Annotated in this window: 15 protein-coding genes and 2 pseudogenes; 10 read left to right on the top strand and 7 right to left on the bottom strand. The window is 56.7% G+C overall.

Going from position 1 to position 22,075, the window contains the following annotated elements; translation table 11 throughout:
- Positions 1 to 339 precede the first annotated feature (339 nt).
- From ACAty_RS06675 to ACAty_RS06660, 4 genes are all read left to right on the top strand, one after another.
- On the top strand, positions 340 to 1,887 hold the full coding sequence (locus ACAty_RS06675) for an efflux transporter outer membrane subunit (RefSeq protein WP_226824366.1): 1,548 nt from the start codon (positions 340 to 342) through the stop codon (positions 1,885 to 1,887).
- Positions 1,884 to 2,966: an efflux RND transporter periplasmic adaptor subunit gene (locus tag ACAty_RS06670; RefSeq protein WP_004868233.1), complete on the top strand. Its 1,083-nt coding sequence runs from the start codon at positions 1,884 to 1,886 to the stop codon at positions 2,964 to 2,966. Before ACAty_RS06675 ends, ACAty_RS06670 begins: the two co-directional genes overlap by 4 nt.
- 24 nt (positions 2,967 to 2,990) lie before the next feature.
- On the top strand, positions 2,991 to 6,107 hold the full coding sequence (locus ACAty_RS06665; protein WP_004868230.1) for an efflux RND transporter permease subunit: 3,117 nt from the start codon (positions 2,991 to 2,993) through the stop codon (positions 6,105 to 6,107).
- 620 nt (positions 6,108 to 6,727) lie between these two features.
- Positions 6,728 to 7,945: an ISL3-like element ISAtc2 family transposase gene (locus ACAty_RS06660; RefSeq protein ID WP_012387028.1), complete on the top strand. Its 1,218-nt coding sequence runs from the start codon at positions 6,728 to 6,730 to the stop codon at positions 7,943 to 7,945.
- 382 nt (positions 7,946 to 8,327) lie between these two features.
- Here the strand turns inward: ACAty_RS06660 and ACAty_RS06655 are convergent, their stop codons facing one another.
- On the bottom strand, positions 8,328 to 9,347 hold the full coding sequence (locus ACAty_RS06655; RefSeq protein ID WP_038472722.1) for an IS5 family transposase: 1,020 nt from the start codon (positions 9,345 to 9,347) through the stop codon (positions 8,328 to 8,330).
- A gap of 361 nt (positions 9,348 to 9,708) precedes the next feature.
- The gene (locus tag ACAty_RS15810) at positions 9,709 to 10,047 is read right to left on the bottom strand and encodes a hypothetical protein (protein ID WP_070118376.1); all 339 of its coding nucleotides are present in this window, start codon (positions 10,045 to 10,047) and stop codon (positions 9,709 to 9,711) included.
- 361 nt (positions 10,048 to 10,408) lie between these two features.
- Between ACAty_RS15810 and ACAty_RS06645 the strand changes: the two genes are divergently transcribed.
- A complete protein-coding gene (locus ACAty_RS06645; protein ID WP_014002946.1) occupies positions 10,409 to 11,842 on the top strand; it encodes an MFS transporter in 1,434 nt (477 codons plus the stop codon).
- Here ACAty_RS06645 and ACAty_RS06640 read toward each other — a convergent pair whose 3' ends face one another.
- Positions 11,843 to 12,574, bottom strand: a complete 732-nt coding sequence (locus ACAty_RS06640) for a Crp/Fnr family transcriptional regulator (protein ID WP_014002944.1) — start codon at positions 12,572 to 12,574, stop codon at positions 11,843 to 11,845.
- Positions 12,575 to 12,849: 275 nt separating this feature from the next.
- Here ACAty_RS06640 and ACAty_RS06635 point away from each other — a divergent pair, with 275 nt between their 5' ends.
- From ACAty_RS06635 to ACAty_RS06615, 4 genes are all read left to right on the top strand, one after another.
- The gene (locus ACAty_RS06635; RefSeq protein ID WP_038471800.1) at positions 12,850 to 14,304 is read left to right on the top strand and encodes a cytochrome ubiquinol oxidase subunit I; all 1,455 of its coding nucleotides are present in this window, start codon (positions 12,850 to 12,852) and stop codon (positions 14,302 to 14,304) included.
- 48 nt (positions 14,305 to 14,352) lie between these two features.
- The gene (locus ACAty_RS06630; protein WP_004872104.1) at positions 14,353 to 15,432 is read left to right on the top strand and encodes a cytochrome d ubiquinol oxidase subunit II; all 1,080 of its coding nucleotides are present in this window, start codon (positions 14,353 to 14,355) and stop codon (positions 15,430 to 15,432) included.
- 958 nt (positions 15,433 to 16,390) lie between these two features.
- Complete coding sequence (locus ACAty_RS06620) at positions 16,391 to 17,566, top strand: TDT family transporter (protein WP_038471796.1); 1,176 nt, start codon at positions 16,391 to 16,393, stop codon at positions 17,564 to 17,566.
- 64 nt (positions 17,567 to 17,630) lie between these two features.
- Entirely contained in the window at positions 17,631 to 18,923 is a 1,293-nt protein-coding gene (locus ACAty_RS06615) for an OprD family outer membrane porin (RefSeq protein WP_004868266.1), read from the top strand.
- A gap of 193 nt (positions 18,924 to 19,116) precedes the next feature.
- Here ACAty_RS06615 and ACAty_RS16405 read toward each other — a convergent pair.
- Positions 19,117 to 19,305, bottom strand: a pseudogene (locus ACAty_RS16405) (IS3 family transposase); the annotation flags it as partial.
- A 60-nt stretch (positions 19,306 to 19,365) separates the two neighbouring features.
- Here ACAty_RS16405 and ACAty_RS15805 point away from each other — a divergent pair.
- Positions 19,366 to 19,634: pseudogene (locus ACAty_RS15805) on the top strand (transposase); the annotation flags it as partial.
- 30 nt (positions 19,635 to 19,664) lie between these two features.
- Here ACAty_RS15805 and istB read toward each other — a convergent pair.
- From istB to ACAty_RS16300, 3 genes are read right to left on the bottom strand one after another with little or no spacing between them, the layout of a single operon-like run.
- Entirely contained in the window at positions 19,665 to 20,396 is a 732-nt protein-coding gene (istB, locus tag ACAty_RS06605; protein ID WP_004872099.1) for an IS21-like element helper ATPase IstB, read from the bottom strand.
- Complete coding sequence (istA, locus tag ACAty_RS06600; RefSeq protein WP_198408167.1) at positions 20,386 to 21,567, bottom strand: IS21 family transposase; 1,182 nt, start codon at positions 21,565 to 21,567, stop codon at positions 20,386 to 20,388. Before istA ends, istB begins: the two co-directional genes overlap by 11 nt.
- Complete coding sequence (locus tag ACAty_RS16300; protein WP_004872096.1) at positions 21,462 to 21,887, bottom strand: transposase; 426 nt, start codon at positions 21,885 to 21,887, stop codon at positions 21,462 to 21,464. Before ACAty_RS16300 ends, istA begins: the two co-directional genes overlap by 106 nt.
- Positions 21,888 to 22,075: the final 188 nt, after the last annotated feature.

Raw genomic sequence — 22,075 nt, 5'->3', positions numbered from 1 at the left:
TCGATCACATGCCAAGCTAAAGCGATGGCAAAAGCTATGGTCACGTGCTCATGCCCGAGTGCGCGACGGGGTCTAGATAGGAGTTGTGCAGATGGACTGGAGTAAAGGATGGGCGTTGCATGAGGATTGGTACGGTCTCATTAGAATCTCATCCGCCAGAATAATCGGATCCGTCAAGGGCCGTTCTGGCAGAAAATCGTTGTCTGTATTGAACAATGCCGTCGAGACCAACATAGATGTTGCCCCGCCCACGATCCATCTAGCGTTCGTCATCCCCACACACACCTTGCCCAGTGTAACGGCGGCTGGAACGTGCACGACCACGCAGGTGCTTTGGGTATGAGCGGAATCCAAGCTATTTTTCGAACGACAGAGCCTTCCCGTCGGATGTCTCGCGTTGCTGCAAGCGCGCTCATTGGTGCCGCTTTGACGGGTTGCGCAGTCGGCCCGCATCTACCGCCGCCGACGATACCGCAGCCGGCGCGGTATACCCAAAAGGCCCTCCCGCAAAAGATCGGCGGGCAACAGCGTTTGCGCTGGTCCGACCAGGCGTATGCACGGTGGTGGACCACCTTTGCGTCGCCCGGGCTGGATCGGATCGTGGATCAAGTCCTTCAACACAATCCCGATCTTGCCGCGGATCGGGCATCGCTCGCACGGGCCAAAGCACTGGTTGCCGCAGCCCAGGGCGGGTTGATGCCCAGCATCGGTGCAAACCTCGGTGCGGACCGCAGCAAAGCTCTACGCACAGGAGCGGATGGGGGCTCGCAGTACAAGGTGCCTGGCAATCTGTACAGCCTGATTCTGGGAACCGTCTCGGTGCAGTACAACCCCGATGTCTTCGGCGGTCAGGAAGACCTGGTCCATGCAGCCAAAGCGAGAACCGAAGTACAAAGCGCACAGTTACGACAGGCGCAGATTTTCGTCATCGCGGCCACCATGAATGCGGCCATCGATGGTGCGCAAGCACAAGCCCAGTTGCAGGCCGCACAGCACATAGCCCGTGCGGATGAACGTTTGCTCACTTTGCTGCGCGCCGAATATAAACTGGGCTATCAGAACCTGCAGAATGTGGAACAACAGCAAGCCATCACCGACGCCGCGCAGGCGCGCCTCGCTCCCTTGGAAGCATCGGTGTCAGCGGCGCGTCACGCGCTCGATGCCTTGCTAGGGAGTATGCCGAATCGTCCCGTCAATCTGCCGGCACTCAAGCGCCTGCATCTTCCCCAAAACATCCCCGTAGTCGTGCCGTCGGCCTTACTAAAAACTCGTCCGGATATTGAGGCCGCCCGGGCGGAAGTTCGCGTGGCTTCGGCAAACGCCGATGTCGCGACCGCCAATCTCTACCCTCAACTGGATATCACCGGCAGTATCGGCAAAGCCGCCCAAACGGGGATGCTGTTCTTCAATCCGGTCTCCACCTTGTGGTCGTTGGGCGCCAGCCTCGTCGCGCCCATTTATGAAGGTGGTGCATTGACCGCCGAGCGCCAGGCCGCTATGGACGCGTACCACGAAGCTGCGAACCGATACCGCGCCACCGTGTTCGATGCCTTTCGCCAAACCGCTGACGCGCTCCGTGCACTCCAGTCTGCGCACACCGCGTGTAAGCACAGTAAAGCGTCGGCAAAGGCTGCAGCAAAAGCGCTGAAACTCGCCGTTGCGAAGTATCGTGACGGGGTTGTCGATTACAACGCACTCCTGAACGCCGAGATTGCGTATCAAGAAGATACCGTCGCGGCCATCAAGGCGCGGAGCACTCTGTATCTCGACAACGTGGCCCTCTTTGTCGCTATGGGCGAGGGTCCGGATCTTCAGGTAAAACCGCACGAAGACGGCAACCAACGCCCCGATACGCAAGTACAACATCATCCTGGGAATCGCACATGAAAAAAGCTCTGATACTCGTTCTCCTGATCATTGCCTTCCTGGCAATTGGTGTCGGTTCGTATTATCGCCTGGCACAAGAACGCTTGAAGAAGCGACTGGAAGCTTCTGCCAATCCACCGGTCACGGTATCCGTCGCGGATGTGATTCGCAAGCCGGTGACGGAGCGGTTAACGGAAGTGGGACAGGTGGTGGCTCAACAGGGCGCAATGCTGAGCGCGCAGGCCTCCGGTATTGTCACCAAGATCTCATTTCACTCTGGCCAACTGGTCCACCGTGGCCAGTTGCTGGTGGAGCTCAATCCCGGCCCAATTCCTGGAGAGCTTCAGGAGGCACTCGCCGAATCGCGCCTCGCACAAGTCGATTATCAGCGCGCAGAAAAGGTATACGCAATTCACGGCATCTCTACGGCTGCCCTGGATAAAGCAAAATATACCGCTGCGGCAGCTCGCGCAAAGGTCACGGCTTTACAAGAAAGCCTGAATGACACCAAGATAATCGCACCGTTCTCTGGCCTTGTCGGATTGCGCAAGGTAAATCTTGGTCAATACTTAGAAAAAGACCAACCGGCAGTGGTTCTGGAAAATCTCCACCACCTTTATTTGGACTTTACTTTGCCGCAAAAAGATAGTGTCCTGGTTCACCCAGGAATGCCGATCCAGGTAAAACTGCGGCTGGGCTCCAAGGTTCACCGTATTGATGCGACCATAAAGGCGTTATCGAACGAGGTGAATGCGAAGAATCGCGCACTCGAGGTCCGCGCAGAACTACCTAAGGACGCGCCGGTAAAGCCGGGAATGTTTGCACTCGCCGTGGTACCCAAAAGTGCGCCGCTTCCGCAGTTGCTCGTACCGACCGTAGCCGTCAGTTTCAATACTTATGGCGATTTTGTGTATATTGTTACCGCGGGAAGAAATCATACGCTTGTGGCCAAGCAGGTTATGGTAAAAACCGGTCCGCATTTTGGTGAAGATGTGGCCATTACGTCAGGGCTGAAGCCTGGAGAGAAAGTTGTTACGGCGGGCCAGGTAAAACTACGTAGTGGAGACACGGTTCGTATTAATAACGCTGCCAAGATTTGACGCGCATCCAGAGGATATTTGACGATGCATTTCACTGAACCTTTCATTCGCCGCCCCATTCTTGCAATCAGTCTTGCTTTGGTATTATTTTTCTTTGGGCTTCGCTCCCTGGGATTGATGCCTATTACCGAGTATCCCCCGACCAAGAGTTCCATGGTTACGGTGACAACGCACTATTTTGGAGCGACACCAAAGACGGTGAACGCCTTTATCACGGCACCCCTGGAGAAAGCTGTGGGTCAGGCCCCGGGTATCAATTATATGACGGCCGTGAGTGAAGATGGCGTGTCCATCATCACCCTGTACATGCGCATGGGCGTGAATCCAAATGCGGCGCTTTCACAGGTTCAGAGCAAGGTCAACACCGTTCTTAATCAGCTGCCCAAAGGGGTCATGCAACCGATCGTTGAAGAAATGCCGGGTTCAGGCGCCTACTTGATGCTGCTGAGTTTTCAGGGAAAAGGATATAACCAGCAGCAGATTACCGACTACCTCACCCGAGTCGTTCAGCCCGCGATAGAGGGAGTTCCGGGGATCGGATTGACCTCCATCCTGCCCCCCGGCACAGGTCCCAATGGTAATACCTATGCGATGCGCGTTTGGTTGAATCCGCACGCCATGTCCGTATACGGGGTAACGCCAGCGGAGATCGATAGTGCTCTGCAAAAAAACGACTTCGTCGCGGCGGTGGGCCGGTTGCGCGGTCACTACACCGCCGTCTCGTTAAGCGCGTCTACCGCCCTGCACACACCGAAAGCGTTTGGTCAACTGGTTGTCGCGACCAGGGATGGTGTGCCTATTCACCTCGATCAGGTGGCCCAGGTCTCGTTGGGAGCGCAGACCTACGATTCCTCCGTACTGGTCGATGGCAAGCCTGCGGTGAACATAGGTATCCAGCAGGCACCAGGAAGCAACGCTCTACAAGTGGCCGCGGGTGTAAAAACGGTGCTCGCACAGCTACAGACGACCATGCCCGCCGGAATGCACGAGCAGGTCATCTACAATGGCGCGCAATTTATTCAAAGCTCGATTCACGAGGTGCTCACCGACATCGCACTGGCGCTGCTTGCGGTCGTACTGGTGATTTATCTCTTCATGGGTACCTGGCGAGCGCTCATCGTTCCGGCCGTCGCGTTACCGGTTGCGATGGTCGGTGCCTTGACTCTGCTCCATGCCATGGGCTTTACCATCAACTTACTCACGCTCTTGGCCATGGTGCTCGCCATCGGCTTAGTGGTTGACGACGCCATTATCGTTGTGGAGAACGTGCATCGTCACATGGAACATGGCGCGACACCGCTACATGCCGCGTTGGCCAGCGCCAAGGAACTCGCGAGCCCTATCCTGGTCATGGCGACCACGTTGATGGCCGTGTTTGCACCAATGGCCTTCATCGGCGGTTTGGTCGGTCATTTGTTCAGTGAATTCGCCCTGACTATCGTCGCGACCGTGGCCCTTTCCATGATTGTCGCGCTCACCTTGGCACCGATGCTGTCATCGCGCGTCTTGAAGCCAGGGCATGAAGGTCGTATCGCCGTCGCGGTCGAACATGCCTTCAACCGCTTGAAAGGCGTCTATGGACGTTCTTTATCGCGGGTCCTCACGGTCTGGCCGGCGGTCATTGTGCTGGCCGTCGCACTCACGGCAGGAATCTACGGGTTATTCGCGATAGCACCCAGCGAGCTCGCACCGCCAGCGAATCAGGGAATCGTCTACGTCAACGGCGTTGCCCAGCCCACAGCAACCTTGCAGTACATGAATGCCTACGACCGCTACCTTACCACGACCGATTTCGACAAAGTCAATAGTCGGGCCGTTAGCTTTGCCGTCAACGGTGTCGGTATTGGCGGCATGCTTCTAAATAACGAGGTAATGGCCGGTGTGGTATTGAAGCCGCATCGGGACGGTGTCACGACGCAGCAGGTGCGTCAAAAAGTACAACAGCTTGCGAGTCAAGTCCCCGGAATGAAATTATCCGCGTTCGGCCTGCCGCCTTTACCAGGATCTGCCGTAGGACTGCCGGTGCAGTTTGTCTTGACGAGCACCTCCGGCAACTACCATGAGCTCGATGGTCTGGCACGGAAAATCATCGACAAGGCCAAAGCCAGCGGGGATTTCGCGTTTATCTGCAAGAATCTCAAGTACAACAATCAGATAGATACGATTCGCATCAATCGTCTTATGGCCGCTTCCTTTGGTTTGAGCATGGCCGATATAGGCAAGAACCTAGAGACCTTGCTTGGCGGCAACTATGTAAATTATTTTGATATGAAGGGACTCAGTTATCGTGTGGTTCCACAGGTTCCCCCCGCTCTCCGTGCTAATCCGGACTTTCTTAAGTCCTATACGATTGCAACGGCTACCGGGGCACAAATTCCACTGTCCACACTGGTCACATTAAAGGCCCATACCGCACCCACGTATCTACCCCAGTTTGGCCAATTGCCATCAGTGACGATAGAGGCAAATCCTGCACCAGGAGTGTCCTTGGGACAGGCCTTATCTGTCTTAAAAACAACGGCAAAGCAGATGCTGCCCAAAGGGGTTGAAGTACACTATGCCGGAGTTTCCCGCCAATACGTGCATCAAGGGAATACGCTTGCCATCACCTTTGCCTTTGCCCTGCTCATGGTATTGCTACTACTAGCGGCACAGTTCAACACGTTTCGCGATGCCATGGTCGTTCTGACCGCCGTTCCGGTAGCGCTTTTTGGCGCGTTATTGCCTATCGCACTCGGGGTGTCGAGCATCAATATCTACTCTGAGGTAGGGATGGTGATGCTTATTGGTTTGATTGCAAAGCAAGGCATTCTGATTGTACAGTTTGCCAGCACTATACAGCAGGAAAAAGGTCTAGATAAACGAAGTGCTGTGATTGACGCGGCATCTCTGCGGTTGCGTCCTATCCTCATGACCGTATCCGCAATGATCGCGGGAGCTATCCCGCTGCTTTTTGCTACTGGGGGAAACGCGGATGCTCGATTCTCTATTGGGCTCGTGATTGTTTCTGGCTTGGGTTTTGGCTCGTTGGTATCTCTATACGTTATACCTGCATTTTATGTATGGTTCGGCAAGCAGCGCCGTGTTCAGGAAGAGCCTGCCCATAAGGACGTCATATCTGGTGCTCTGGATCCGGCCTGAGTAAGCCTACGCAGCGACTGGGGATCCGCTGTCCGTCGACGCCAGAATAGGATTACTCGTTAGAATAGATGAGCCGCTTCTGCCCAGCAAGCGCGAAGCGGCCAACATTCTTATCAAATGCGAGCAGTCCTAAGCACTCGCGCGATTCTAGTCATTCTTCATGCTAGCATGCTTTGACCATGCTTCACTTGCAAGTATACGATATTCATTTTTCTGATCTCGATTGAGTATTGAATACCCTTTCAGATGATACGGAACCATCTCCCAAGCCAAAAGCGTTTCCGCTTTGCCAACATTGTAAATATCACGTTTTATGACCGAAGCTTTCGGTTGTGCGGCCGCTGCATTTTCTTTATATATGGCATAGGCGTTCTGTAGTTTTTGTCATCGGTAATGGTGCTAATTGCCATACCATCTTTAAGCTTTGCTTCCTGAGCAATCTGGTTTTTTGTAAAATCGAGTTTCTTTGCATTTTTCAGTATCCAATAGGGTCCAGGATGATACCTTTTAAAAATCCGTGAGAATCACAATGAGTGAGATCTAAAATAGGCTCTTCGACATTTTGAGTGGGTAAGGCGGTATGATTGCCTAGTGGAGCGGTCAGCAAGCCGAGGGGATTTATGGACCAAGGGAATCAGCTGTTCACGCTGGCATTGGGCCTAGTTCCACCGTGGGCGGTGGACGTGGTTCGGTTTACGGTGGAGGAGAAGCGCCTGGACCTCTATGTGAACTTCTCAAGAGGTAGCCACTTCCCTTGTCCGGTCTGCGGTCAGGATTGTCCCGTCCATGACACGCAGGAGAAGGTCTGGCGCCACCTCGACTTCTTCCAGCATGCGGCCTACCTCCATGCTCGGGTGCCGCGGGTCCAGTGCCCGGAACACGGTGTGCATTTGGTGCCCGTCCCCTGGGCGCGGGAAGGCTCAGGATTCACACTGCTCTTCGAGGCTCTCGTCATGGCCATGGTCCGGGAGATGCCGGTGTTGACGGTTTCCCGATTGGTCCGGGAGACGGACCAGCGACTCTGGCGGGTGATCGACCATTATGTCTCCAAAGCCCGCGAGGCGGTGGACATGTCGGAGGTTCAGGCCATCGGTGTCGACGAAACCAGCAGCCGGCGCGGCCACGACTACATCTCCCTGTTCGTGGACCTGGCGGCCAAGCGCTTACTCTTCGCCACCCCAGGCAAGGATGCTCAGACCTTTGAGAAGTTCTGCGAAGATCTGCAGGCCCATGGTGGTAACTCCGAGGCTATTGCGGAGGTGAGCATGGACCTCTCTCCAGCCTTCCAAAAAGGTGCCGCAGAACACCTACCCAACGCCCAGGTCACCTTCGATCGCTTTCACCTGATGAAGCTCATCAATGAGGCCGTGGACGTCGTGCGCAAGGGAGAGGTGTACTCCCAACCCGACCTAAAGAAGAGCCGCTGGCTTTGGCTCAAGAATCCAGGAAAGCTCTCGGCCAAGCAGAGCGCCAAGCTCCAGGAGCTCCTCAAGAACCAGAACCTCAAGACGGCCCAGGCCTACCAGTTCCGCCTGACCTTCCAAGAAATCTTCACGATCCAGAATCGCCACCAGGGCGCTGTGCTCCTCAAGGCCTGGATGGAAAACGCCAAGGCCAGCGGACTACCCCCTCTGGTCAAAGTCACCTACACCCTCATGAACCACTGGGATGGCATCCTCCGCTGGTTCGAGAGCCAGATCACCAACGGTATCTTGGAGGGCTTCAACAGCCTCCTGCAGTCTGCCAAGGCCAAGGCCCGTGGCTACCGCACCCACAAGAACTTCATCAATATGGCCTATCTCATCCTGGGTAAGCTCGATCTCCGGCTACCCACATGAAACGTCGAAGAACCCTAAAATATTTCTGAGCCTGGATTTTTTGTTCTTTGGTCATGTGCGATAGCTGTGACGCCGTCAGCGCGAATGATGGGGCGCTAAAACACGCAGTCAAAACTACAGAAAAACCAGCGAGTAAAATGTTTCTCAACATGCTATACATCTCCTACTTAAATGATAAGGATTGTTCGAAACCATGCGAAGTGTATAGCAGTTCAATACATACTTACACTATGTTGCGTCCATACAGGTGGGCACCTCGATCAACCGCCAAAAACTGACCACGCGGCATGACGAATCCGCCTGGGGCTCAGAAATGGCCTTTTTGAGCCGGTTTCTCCTCTGTTTTAGGCTTTTCAGCCCGGTTTTCTGAGCTCTGGACGCATTACGGCCCCAGAAAGGCCAGGCGATGCATATTGTAAACGAGCACCATCATGCCCATGGCGAAGTTGGCGCGGTCCTGACCAATGGTGCGGATACGCTTACCACCCCACTGGGTGATGGCAGCAAAGACGTGCTCTACCCGCGCACGCACTTTGGCAATACGCCGGTTCCGCCGCTCCTGGCAGGCAGAAAGCGGCTTGCCCTGCTTCGCCTTGCGCTGGATCCGCGGGCGATAGCCTTGCTCCCGAAGGCGTTCCTCCCGTTCGGCACCGACATAGCCTTTGTCCGCATAGATCTCGGCGCTGGTGTTCCACTCCTCGAGCGCCGCTTCCAGATGTTGGGAATCGTGCACACACGCCGTGTCGGGCACCCAAGTGCGAATGAATTTGTGTTTACGGTCCACACTCACCGTGAATTTGTAGCCGTGATGGGATTTACCATGCTTCTTGGTCCATCGGGCATCTACATCCTTCTGCCGTCGCTTGGCGGGCTTCCAGTCCGCGGGCATAGCGTCCTGATCCAGGATTGCTTTCTCTTCCCGGGTGAAATGCTGCTTGGGCGCGGGCACCAAGGTGGCGTCGACGATTTGCCCTGCACGAGCCTCCAGGCCGCGCGCACGGATCTGACGATCCAGCTCAGCAAACAGTGCGTTGACCCCGTCCACTCCGATCCGATTCTCAAAGTTCCAGATCGTGGTCCGGTCGGGAATGTTGCGGGAGTGCTCCAGGCCACAGAAACGCCGGAAACTGCGACGATCCAGCGGTTGAAACTCGGTCTGCTCGTCAGAAAGGCCGTGCAAGCGTTTGACCACCAAGACCCGAACCATCATCTCAGTAGGATAGGGAGGACGCCCACCTTTGGGCTGCTCCGGGGGCGGGGAGATCCGCTCTACGGCCTGCGCCAAAGCAGAGAAATCAACCACAGCCTCGATCTTCTGCAAGGGGTCACCGATGGCATCCACCTTGTGGGCGTAACCCTCATCGGCCAACAGATCGTTCTTGACCGCAGTCCTGCGCGCCATCATCCCGTCTACTCCGTTGCAATTCGGCCCACCGCCATTCTATCAAACCTCGAGTGGCCATGGGGTTTTTCGAGGCGCCCAAGTTCTTGTCATGGCCGTGCCCCCGAGGCTACAGTCTATCGTAAGCTAACGATCACTCAACCCGAACCCGTCACCTTCGCGCATACCATCCCGGCACGGTACCGCTCGTCACTCGGTGTATATCGCGGTGCTGGCCTATGGGGCGAAACGCTCGGGCAGTGTCGTGTCACAGCCTTCCAGGCTACTTTCTGGCATCAGGAGTTGTTTGCTGTTTGCAAGCGTCGTCCCGTTCCTCAAGACGAAGACCCCGTGCATGCCGGTGCCGTGCCCAGCAGGTTTCCTAATCCTCCAGGCTGGCGGCGATGAGCCGATCCAGGTCATGGCCGCGCCGTTTCCACTCGATGAGGAAAGCCAGGTTCGCTTCTTGCTGCCGATGTGTGTCGGCATAGCGAGCCAGAGTCGCGGCGATGGTCTTGCTGTGAAAGCCGGCGTCCATGCATATGAAGATCGATTGCCTGGTGAGGCTCAGGGTTCTGGGCGGGTCGCGGTCCAAGGTCTTGTATTCGCTTCGGCGCTGTGCCGTGTTCCTTCCCACAGTTCCACGCCAACGTTCGCCCCCCTGCCCCAGGTAAACGGCAATAGGGGCATAAGCCGACAAAACCTGCGTAGATCCAGCCAATCCCTTCCTTCCGGGTACTGGAATTGTCGAGGGTAAAGACGTTCAGATCCAGAGGGACATAGCCACAGGACAGCGGATTGATCGATGCCCGAACCCTCTGCAGCAGTCGGGCCAGCACCGCGCCCACTATCGGCAGAAACGCCCCGGCATGGCGATCCAGATACCTCCGCAAGAGGACGTTAGAGGGCACAGCACACAATCCCAGAGTTCGGGAACTGACTGAGTCCAGGCGGAGGCGTTCGATAGCCCATACCCACGGAGGCAATAAAATATTTTTATCATTATGTCATAAAACTGTCACATAGATTTGTTAGTATGCGCATGCAGCCAACCCGTTAACCACAAAGCGAGGAGCCTCTTCATGGCATCCGCATCCGATGGAATGCACGATAACACTGTTGCCCATACCCTCAACACAGCTCCATTCAGTCCGTTTCATTTGAAGGCCATGTGGGCGGCCTCCATGGGCTTTTTCACCTCGGCCTACGATCTCTTCATCATCGGTACCGCCCTCGTCCTCATCAAGGCCGAATGGCATCTTAGCGCCTCCGAGGTGGGCCTCATCGGCTCCATTTCCCTCATCGCCACCTTCGCCGGCGCCTACTTCTTCGGCATCCTCGCCGACAAACTCGGGCGCAAGAAAGTGTACGGCCTCGAGGCCATCCTCATGACCATCGGCGCCCTGCTCTCCGCCGTCGCCCCCAACGTCACCGTCCTCCTCATCGCCCGCGTCATCTTGGGCCTCGGCATTGGCGGCGACTACCCCATGTCCGCCGTCCTCATGTCCGAGTACGCCAACGCCAAATCCCGCGGCCGCATGGTCTCCCTGGTCTTCTCGGCACAGGCCATCGGCCTCGTCATGGGCCCCGTCGTCGCCCTCACCCTCCTCGCCGCCGGCATGAACCACGATGCCGCCTGGCGCCTGATGCTCGGCCTCGGTGCCCTGCCCGCCATGGCCGTCATCTACATCCGCCGCACCCTCCCCGAGTCCCCACGCTGGCTTGCCCGCGTCAAGGGCGATAGCGCCACCGCCGAGCGCCAGTTGGCTTCCTTCAGCCTCGGCACCGCCGTCGCCAACAAAAACGACAAGGTCGTCAAGCAGCCCCTGTCCAAGTACTGGCTGACCCTGCTCGGCACCGCCGGCTCCTGGTTCATGTTCGACTACGCCTACTACGGCAATACCATCTCCACCCCCATGGTCATGCACCACCTGGCGCCCCACGCCGACGTGATCCAGAGTACGGCCTTGAGCCTCATCGTCTTTGCCGTGGCCGCCGTGCCCGGCTATTTCCTGGCCGCCTTCACCATCGACCGCGTCGGCCACAAGACCCTGCAGATGCTGGGTTTCTTCATGATGGGCCTGATGTTCCTGCTCATCGGCGCCTTCCCCATCCTCACCCAGTCCATCGCCGTCTTCCTGGTCCTCTACGGTTTGTCCTACTTCTTCGCCGAGTATGGCCCCAACACCACCACCTTCGTACTGGCCGGTGAACTCTATCCCGTCAACCTGCGTACCACCGGCCACGGCCTGTCCGCCGGTACCGCCAAGGTCGGCGCCTTCCTCGGTGCCCTGGTCTTCCCCATCCTCCTGGCCAAGTTCGGCCTCCACGGCACCCTCATGATCACCTTCTTCTTCGCCCTCGCTGGCCTCCTCCTCACCGCCTTCTGCCTCAAGGAGCCCTCCGGCCGTACCCTCGAGGATATCAGCGGGGAAGAAACCACAGAGCATCTCGGCCAACCCGATACCAATTGGCCAATCGATATGGCGAAGGTGATTAATGCTCAACGATGGTGATCATGAGCTGTCCTTCTCGGCATCGGTGGCTTGTAACACACCAGAATATATTGCGCGCACGCGCTGATAATTCACCTGAATCCAACCGTGCCGCTCGCGTACCACGCCATCGCGTTTCAGTTTCGCCATGATTCGGCTCAGATGCTCCTTGGACATGCCAAGGTAGTTCGCCATTTCTTGCCGGCTGAGCGGGAGCGATATTTTTTGACCGTCGGGATAGTCTCGACACCAGCGCGACAAAAAACCCGCTACGCGAACCTCAGCACTCGAAGAGAGTAATAACAATAAGTGATCTTCGGTCTCCTGATGGGCCTGTTGTAGCCGCCGGCGTATGGCCTGGCGGACACGGGCGTCGCGCTCACACCAATGCTGCAAGGCCTCTACTTCCAGACAGCAGATCCGAGCCGCCTCTAACGCTGTGGCCGTGTGCCGATACGGAAGTTGATCTAATCCCTCGAATCCCCAGATGTCTCCACTGCGCAGTAGCTGTACCAAGTGATGCCCATCTGGTCCCGCCCTTTCCAGTTTGACCGCTCCCTGCCGGACCACAAATGCCTTGTCGCTGGGAAGCCCTTCCACGCTGAGTACGGCACCCTCAGAAACGGCGAGATCGTGGACCGCCATGGGAAGCTGTTCCAGGTCCGCATCGTTCAGCCCAGAAAAAATACTCCAGCGATGGATCGGGCAGGTGGTACAAGGGGCCAGACCCTGGTCTGTCAGCAAGCCGGACATCTATCGTCTCCAGTGGTGCGCTCCACGATACCCCGACCAGCCTAACGCGAATCCGTCCGAATGCAAGCACTCTGAAGCGCATTGCGAATTATCAACACCGCACCAAAAGAAACTACAACGGTGAGATATATGGGTCAAAGCCCCCAGCAGGGTTATTGCGTTTTGACAACGATTCAGCCTAACCGATTGTTTTATCGTAGCACAAGAGTTAGGCACGAAGCATGCTTTCTTTAGCCCGGGACACATGGGTTCTGTATTCTAGGAGGACAACCCGAATGCTTATGGAAAATACATTGCCGATTCTGTTGAGTCGGCTGGACTTTGCATGGATCACTTCCATGCATATCCTTTGGACACCGCTTACCATTGGCGTATCCTGGATTCTCTTTGGGCTCGAAGTAGCCTGGCTCCGATCCGGCGATGAACGCTGGTATCGGCTGGAACGCTTCTTTGAGAAAATATTTATCGTAAACTTTGGTGCGGGTGTCGCTACCGGTGTCACCATGGAGATGGCCTTCGGCATTCTCTATGGACCTTTCTCGCAAGCCGCAGGGCCATTCTTTGGCAATATTCTCGGGTTTGAGACCATCACCGCCTTCATGTACGAAGCCGGGTTTATCGGGCTCATGGTGTTTGGCTGGAATAAGATCGGGAAAGGCATGCATCTTTTCTCGACTTTCAACGTCGCTTTTGCCTCCAGTCTGTCGGCCTATTGGATCCTGGTAGCCAACTCCTGGATGCAAACCCCCAACGGGGTGGTGCTCAAGGATGGCATTTTTCAGGTCACCAACTGGTGGCATGCCATCTTCAACGACAACGCCATCTGGGGATTCCCGCACATGTGGATGGCTACGATGTTGTTAGGATTTTTCGTGCTCGCCGCCGTCAGTTCCTGGTATATCCTCAAGAATCGACATGCCGATCTCTTCATCAAGATGCTCAAACCTGCTGTGTTGGCCTTATTGATCTGTGCGCCAATTCAGATCTGGTTGGGTGATAGTCTGGGCGTGGATGTTGCGCATAGCGAACCAACCTCCCTTGCGGCGATGGAAGGGCATTACCACACCTACCTTCCCAATGGCAAAGTCAATACGGGCTGGCATCTGATTGCTATCCCGAATGCCAAAAACGACGGTAACGTGTTCGCCATCACCATACCCCACGTGCTGAGCTTGCTGGAAACGCATACCTGGAATGGCAAGGTAACGGGTATGGACAGCTTCCCGGCCAAAGATCGCCCCGATGTCTGGGTGCCTTTCTACGCCTTCCGCATCATGGTGGCCATTGGTTTCTTCTTGTTCTTCATGGCGCTGTGGGGAACGCTCTTGATGCTGCGCGGTAAATTTACCGTTCAGGAACTTCGGCAACGCCCCTGGTTCCTGCGTCTGATGGTGTTTAGTGGCTTCCTGCCCTACCTCGCTATCTGGACCGGCTGGTGGACGCGCGAGGTGGGACGCCAGCCCTGGGTGGTCTACAACATCATGCGTACCTATGAAGGCGTCAGCCACATGGGTGTCGGTCAGGAGATCGCGTGGTTTGCGGGCTACATCGTCTTCGAACTCAGTGTCTGGGCGGGAGCCTGGTACTTCTTCAGCAAGGTCATCCGGAAAGGACCCGATCTGGATAGTCCGCTGCCCGGCGTCAGCTCCGACACGGACGCTTCCGTTGAGGCTGGCGGCGGCATGGTCCGACCAAGCTTTGCGAAACCGATTCTGCATCCGGAACCGTAACGATCGTACCCCGGGTGTCTCCGGGGTATCCACAAGGAGTAGCTATCGATGGATATTACGCATATTGCCACCACGCTCACCACCTGGTGGTGGCTACTGCTCTGTCTCATTTTTCTCTTCTATATCGGCTTGGATGGTGCCGATCTGGGTGCTGGAATTTTTGCCCTGTTTTCTCCCGATGAGGAGGAGCGCGGGGCGATCATGGCATCCATGGCGGGCATCTGGGACGGTAACGAAACGTGGCTGGTCGTAGCCGGCGGCGTACTGTTTGGGGCGTTTCCCCTAGTCTACGGGTCAGCCTTCAACTACCTCATGATCCCCCTGATGCTGGCCCTTTGGGGTATCATTTCGCGCGCCGTTGCCTTTGAATTTCACGTCCACGCTACGGGGAGTAAACGCCTTTGGGGCTGGGCTTTCGCCTTCGGTAGCCTGCTGGCCCCTTTTGGTGCAGGACTTGCTCTCGGTGCAACCTTGCAAGGATTTCCCATGCGTACCGGGCCGGCAATGGCAGTGCATTCACCTGGCCTTTTTGTCGACTCACCGATTCCACACTTCTCCGGGAATGCCTTGACATTCCTCACCCCCTTCTCACTTTTTACCGGGTTTGGAGCAGTGGTTGCGGCGTGTCTGGCTGGTGGTCTCTATCTATGCGCTCGATTTGAGCCTGGCGATGTCATCAACAAAAAAGCCCAGACCTGGACAACCTTCTTTTCCTATCTTGCCCTGGTGACCATTGTCGTCACCATCGTCTGGTCCTACGCGATCTTTCCCTGGGCGGCCGCAAAGTGGACCGGACCCAACTGGTGGAACTGGGCGCTGGTATTGATGGTCGTTCTCTTTGCCGCGTACAAGTCCATGATGGCACATACAATGCAGCGCGACTTTACCGCACTGCTCTGGGGTGAGGCAGTTGTCGCTGTGCTCTGGTTCGCCATGTGGGCTACCATGTACCCCTACATCGTACCGAATACCTGGACGATAAGCGCGGCCGCCAACCCTGCCGACTCCATCGCGGTCTTTACCCTCTTCATGACCGGCTTCGTACCCGTAATGATCCTGTACAACTGGTACCAGATCTGGGTATTCCGGGGACGGTATACCAAGAAGGCGAGCTACATGGGTCACTAAGCTCTCACTTCCCGGACGTCGCCTAACCATCCGGCGATCGTCCTGGGGACGCAATACGGCAATCCAGGGGATAATGGCATGCACGCACGTCGACTCGATCACCTAAATATCCAGGAACCACCCCAGGAAAACCGCCTGGTAGAGTTTTTAGACGTCTTGGAAGAACGCCATCAAATTGTCCGGGAAAGTTGGGAAAAGGTAATCCGAATGCTTCCGGATGGATGCACCGAAGATCTGGACCAGCAGAAAATCGTAATGGATACCGAGTTGGCGCGCTATCGCCGGTACCTACTGCTGGTGCGAGATCGGATACTACGGACGGAACGACAGCTATTATTAGAGCTCTAGACTGCGTATAACAGTAAAAATTGACGGCATGAGGATTAGTATAAAAGATCGCGGCCTCAGCGGGCTTTCAATTGCCTATAACTGATGAACACGAACCTTCATCGTCGTGTATATAGTTCGAAACGTTCGGTGCCCGTTAGAAACTGAGTTGCTCGGTAACGCGTACGTAGAGAATGCAGGTGTTCCTCGTACTGTAAAAGACAATGACAGTGACTCGGTCCGGAGGGTCGGCAAACTGTTCGGATGATTTCCGAGATAGTGATCGTACGGACTAGGCTGGTCGTCTGCCGACTAGTCATGAGCTAGGAGGCGGCTATCTATATCCCTTCAACTGGTTCGCCGCCATGTATTTTTTTGATATTCATGCGCACCCTCAGCTCCGTACGATCATGAAAACGCGATGCGCTCAGAGAAAATGTGGGGCCTGGCCGCGATTCAAGCGGCCGTCGGCTTAGTCCTCCAGGCCCTTGCTATACGCGTCATGCACCAACCTGTGCGAGCATGCCAGAAATAAAATAAACGAATTTCATGAATCCATATTCGTCATTGGCTTGGCGTATTGCAAGTGTCTATGCTCTGCTCAGTCCTTCGCTAAGGGAGTGCTGCATCCATGCGATTGCTGTCCGCCGCCCCCGGTCGGGATCCTCGGGAAATCGTTCGTCACTTCACCCCCAACTGGTTTGCCGCCAACATGGGCACAGGTATCCTCGCGTTGATGCTGGCGGCCTTTCCCTATGGCCACTGGGGACAGCTGGAGATCGCCCGCGGGCTCTGGGCCGTCAACGTCTTCTTCTTCGTCCTGTTCGCTGCCCTGTTCACGGGGCGGGCGCTGTTTTACCCCCGCAGTTTTGCGAAGCTTTTCGAGCATCCGGTGCAGTCGCTTTTCATCGGCGCCATTCCCATGGGATTTGCAACCATCATCAACGGGTTGCTGGATTTTTGGCCGATCACTCCGCAGACCCTCGCCATTGCCCAGGGCCTGTGGTGGGTCGATGTCCTGATGGCCTTGATCTCCGCCTTGCTCATTCCCTTTTTCATGTTTACGGCCCACGAGCACAGTATCGAGCGGATGACCGCCGCGTGGCTGCTTCCCATCGTTCCGCCGGAGGTGAGTGCGGCCAGCGGCGGCCTTTTGGCCCAGCACCTGTCTCCCGCCCTTGCGCGACCCGTGGTCTATGTGAGTTACGTGCTGTGGAGCATCTCCGTGCTCCTGGCCCTTGCGGTGCTGGCCATCCTCCTGCTTCGCCTGACCCTGCACAAGCTTCCCCACCGCGACATGGCCGTGTCCACCTGGCTACCCCTGGGTCCCTTGGGGACTGGCGCCTTCGCCATGCTTACCCTGGGCAAGGCCGATGTCCTGGCTTTTGCAGGGACTCCGCTGGCCTCCATGGCGAACTTCGGCCAGCTGGCGGGTATTCTGGTTGCCCTCGTGCTCTGGGGCTTTGGCCTGTGGTGGATGGTCATGGCCGTCGCCTTCACCCTGCGTTATCTGCGCGAGGGTCTGCCCTTCAACATGGGCTGGTGGGGCTTCACCTTTCCCTTGGGGGTGTTCGACGCTGCCACCTACGGCCTTGGCGAGGTGACGGATTTTGGCCCGCTGACCGTGCTCGGTGCCGTTTTCACGGTGCTGCTGGCGGGGTTCTGGATCGTCGTCACGCAGCGTAGCTTTGTGGGGATGTGGACCGGCGCGCTGTTCCGAGCCCCCTGCCTCTCCGAGGAGACGGGAATGGTCCGTGACTGCTCCGAAGATGTCCACGGCACTACCATGGTGAAGACGATGTTATAACTTCCCAGCCTTACGCTGGTGAGCTTAAACAATACTTCTACAACAGACGTTCGAGGAGGTCGTAATGAAGCATCTATACGGGTTAACGATGGCGACGTTGATGTTGGCGGCGCCCTTGGTCTACGGAGGAACTCCCACTTCAGAGGCGGCTCGAGCCAATAGTATTCAGCAGTTTTTGCTGAATTCTACAGTAACCGGGGATATTCGGAACTACTATTTCAATCAAATATTTTCTGGTTCTTCGGTTCCCAACCGCTGGGCCTACTCGCTTGGCGGCATGCTCAAAGTTCAGACGGCATCCCTTTACGGCTTCAACGCGGGGGTAGCGTTTTATACCGCCAATGGCCTGGGCGCAAACGATCTCAACGGCGTGCATCTCGATGCATTGCTTATGGGCAATCGTAACAGTTTGAACGTACTCGGACAGGCTTATTTGCAATATCGCAACCCGTGGTTGCGGGTAAAGGCTGGGGATATGCTCCTGCGTACCCCTTGGATGGGAACGGCAGACGCCTTTATGATTCCCAACACCTACCAGGCGGCTCTCGTACAGATCACACCGATTCGCGATCTACGGTTCACTGCTCTGCGAGAGTTCCGCTACAAGAACCGCATACAGGAAAACTATTATCGGCAGACCCTGTTGAATGAGAATCCACTCTATCCCCGTATGCCAGACCATCTCAACGGAACCCTGGCCTTTGGACTGTCTGGTCATTGGCATGGGCTGCACTCCAGTGCTTGGTTCTATCATTTCTATGATCTTGCCAACCTGTTTTATGGAACAGTGCACTATGGGGCTCCCACCCTTTCCTGGGATGTGAAACCCTTTGCCGATTTTCAGTACGCTCGGGAGTGGGCGGACGGTGCTCAATACGCGGGACCAGTGGATGCAACGATCTTTGGCGGGATGCTGGGACTACATAGTCCAATTGGCACCATCTTTGCGGCTTACAATGCGATCCCTGCCCGCTCGCCGTTCTCTGCCGGCGGTGCAGAGTTGTACAACGGTGGATTCGTCTCTCCCTTTACCCAGCAGTACAGCGCTGATCCGCTGTATACCAGTATCATGGATTACGGTCTGGTGTCGGCATCCCAACCGGGGCATGCCTGGAAATTTGGATTCTTGATCCATCCACTGCCGCAACTGCGTGTCAAGTACAGTTACAGCATGTATATCACTGCCCCTTATGCGCCCAATGTCGATGCCAACTACCTCGACGTGACCTACAGTCCGGGAGGGTTCTGGAAGGGACTTTCCCTACGTAATCGTCTGGCGGTGGATCATAGTAATCCCTACGCAGACTATCACGGTACCTTCATCGACGATCGTTTGATGCTGCAATATGCTTTCTGACCATGAATCCGTAGCCCAGAAATTGCCTTGCTAATGATTGGATGGAGGGCGTGATTTGTACAGCTGCTGGTTCCTGCGGACGTCTGCTACTGGATGACCGCGGTTGCAGCGCAATTGGACCATGCGATCCCAAAATCTATCCTTCCTCGATATGGCGCGTCCTTCATCGCTCCCCCACCTGCGGTCGCTACCATCCGGGCCGGCTGCCGGCCTCTACTGCGGCTCGATTCACCCACACCCGCAACGTCTTGGGGGTGCAACCAATCTTCGGCGCAATCGACTGCAGCGCGGCCGCAAGGGAGGGATACTCCTCTCGATGCTCCTCCACCAATCGCACTGCGCGAGAACGTACTTCCTGCGAAAACTTTTGACTCGATTTCATGGTATCCATGGCTCCATTTTTTCACACTTCAGAGCCTCCACGAAAACCGGGGGGATTCACCTTACTGGAAAGGAGTCGGTGGTCCTCGCTGACCGGGGCTACGACTATCCCCAGGTGCATGACACGCTGGCGGCCCGAGGCATACGAAACGCGGTAGCGCGGCGACGCTATCCTGGGCAGAAACCGGATTGGCGGCACTCAAACGCTACAACCGCGCCATTGCCCGGATCCGTGCCCGGGGAGAACACGCCTTCCGGGTGCTGAAGTGCCAATTCGGCTACCGACGCACGCGCTATCGTGGACTGGCTGTCAATCAGCGCGAAATTTGAACAGGTGTCAGCGTCCAATTTTGAACAGTTTCAGAGGGGGAGAGAACGGCGCTGTTTGTAGCGGTAGGAGTCGTTCCCTGTCTCGATGATGTCGCAGTGGTGTGTGAGGCGATCGAGCATGGCGGTGGTCATCTTGGCGTCGCCGAAGACCTGGACCCATTCCCCGAAGGAGAAGTTCGTGGTGACGATCAGCGCGGTGTGCTCGTAGAGCTTACTGATCAGGTGAAAGAGCAAGGCGCCACCGGACTCAGAGAAGGGTAAGTAGCCCAGCTCATCGAGAACGACGAGGTTCATGTTCAGTAGGGTTTTGACCAGGCGGCCACTCTGGCCACGGGTCTTTTCCTGCTCCAATTGATTGACCAGATCGACGACGTTGAACCAGCGCACGCGGTGCCCCTGGTAGATGGCGGCATGGCCCAGGGCCAGTGCGAGATGGGTTTTCCCCGTCCCGGTACCCCCGACGAAGATAAGGTTGTGGGCAGCGCCCAGATAGTGACCCTCAGCAAGCCGCTGTAGTGCCTTCTGGTCCACGGGACTCTCGGTAAAATCGAAGTCTTCCAGGCCGCGCTGGGCCGGGAAACGTGCGGTACGCATCTGATAGAGGAGGCTACGATGGGCGCGCTCCTGGGTCTCTACGGCGATGAGTTGTGCCAGCCACGCCTCGGGATCCTGAGGTAGGCGCTGATCCATCCAATCCTCTACCGCCAGAGCCATGCCATAGAGGTGCAGGGCGCGCAGGGATTGCAGCAGGTCAGTGGACATAGGCACTCCCCCGCAACCGGTCATAGCGGGCGCAGTCGGCTTGTGGCTCCTCTTGCAGACGCAGGGCTTCCGGCGTGCACAGCGGCGCTGGAGGCAGTGGATTCGCCAGACGATGCATGACGTTCAGCACGACCGCGGCATTCACAGCACCCTGCTCCAGGGTCATGGCGCAGGCTGTTTCCAGATTGTCGATACCGTATTCCCGAGCCATCAGGAGCACCGTGACGAACTCGTGATCCCCCAATGGTTTGCCGTGCAGCCGTTGGCGCACTGCGGCGATGGCGCGCGGCAGTTCCTGGAAGGGACGTCCGTTACGCAAGGCACCAGGCTTGCGCTCCAGGACATCCAGATAGTGGATGACATCCGTGAAGACCTGATTGCGCCCCATATGCCGCCGATGGCTGGCCACCCCTTGGCCTTCGTGCAGGACCAGGATACGGTCCACATAACGTCGTACCTGCAGGTACTGGCCCACGTATTGGGCCGGCACGCTGTACTGGTTCCGATCCACCGTCACCAGGCAGGTCTTGGACACCCGTGCTCGCACTTCGACGTAGCCATCGAAGGTCGCCCGGAAGGGGCGCAGGGAGGGCTGCTCTTCCTGGAAGACCTCCCAGATGCTGCGCTCCTGCAGCTCGGGGTGGGCCGCGGTCTGTGCGCGCTCCAGGCACTGTTGCCACAGCCAGGCATTGAGCTGGTCGAGGTCATCGAAGCGCGGCGTGGGGGTGAAGAACCACGAGCGCAGCGTATCCACCTGATTCTCGACCTGCCCCTTCTCCCAGCCGGCGGCTACCGTGCAGGCGGTGGGATCGATCAGATAGTGATTCATCAGCGACAGGAACCGAGGATTGAACTCCCGATCTTGCCCCTCAACGAGCTTGCTGTAGACCACGTCGACGATGGTCTTGGGGTTGTCATAGATCCCCCGCTCGGGCACCCCGCCAAAGGCGGCAAAGGCCTCTTGGTGGGCCGCAAAGACCATTTCCTGGGTTTCCCTGGGATAGGCCCGGACAAAGGACATCCGGCTATGGGTGAGCCGAAAGTGCGCCACTTTCACCCGGCACGTCACACCGCCCAAGAGGACGGTCTCGGTGCTCCAGTCGAACTGGTAGGCTTCGCCCGGGCGAAAGACCAGCGGGATATAGGCCTTCTGCGCGCGCGGATGCTCCACGGCCAGTGCTTCACCCAGCGCTGGACGCTATCGTAGGCCCCGGTATAGCCCTCCTTGCGCAGATCCTCAAAGAGTCGGCGCGCCGTCCGACGCTGCTTGCGGGGCAGATGCGACTCGGTCTCCACCCACTTCTGCAGAATGGCCTCCTGCGGCCCGAGTTGGGGCTTCGCCGAGGACCGGCGATTGTACTTGGGGACATCTCCATCATGATGCAGATACTTGTACACCGTGTTGCGCGACATACGCACGAGACGGGCAATCTCACTGACGGTCTTCTTCTTGGTGAAATACAGCAGACGAATCTTGGCAATCGTTTCCATGCAAAGCACTCCAGGTTCCTCCGGGCCAAATCCCGAGAGGGTAGCAGGTGTTCAGTTTTCGACGCTGATTCCTACCTGCACCTGTTCACTTTTACACGCTGATTAACACCGGCCTACCGCTATTCTATCAAACCCCGAGTGGCCATGAGGTTTTTCGAGCCGCCCACCAGTACCCGTAGTGATCTAAG

Source organism: Acidithiobacillus caldus ATCC 51756, from assembly GCF_000175575.2.
Classification (GTDB): domain Bacteria; phylum Pseudomonadota; class Gammaproteobacteria; order Acidithiobacillales; family Acidithiobacillaceae; genus Acidithiobacillus_A; species Acidithiobacillus_A caldus.
This window is presented reverse-complemented; position numbering and strand designations above follow the sequence as displayed.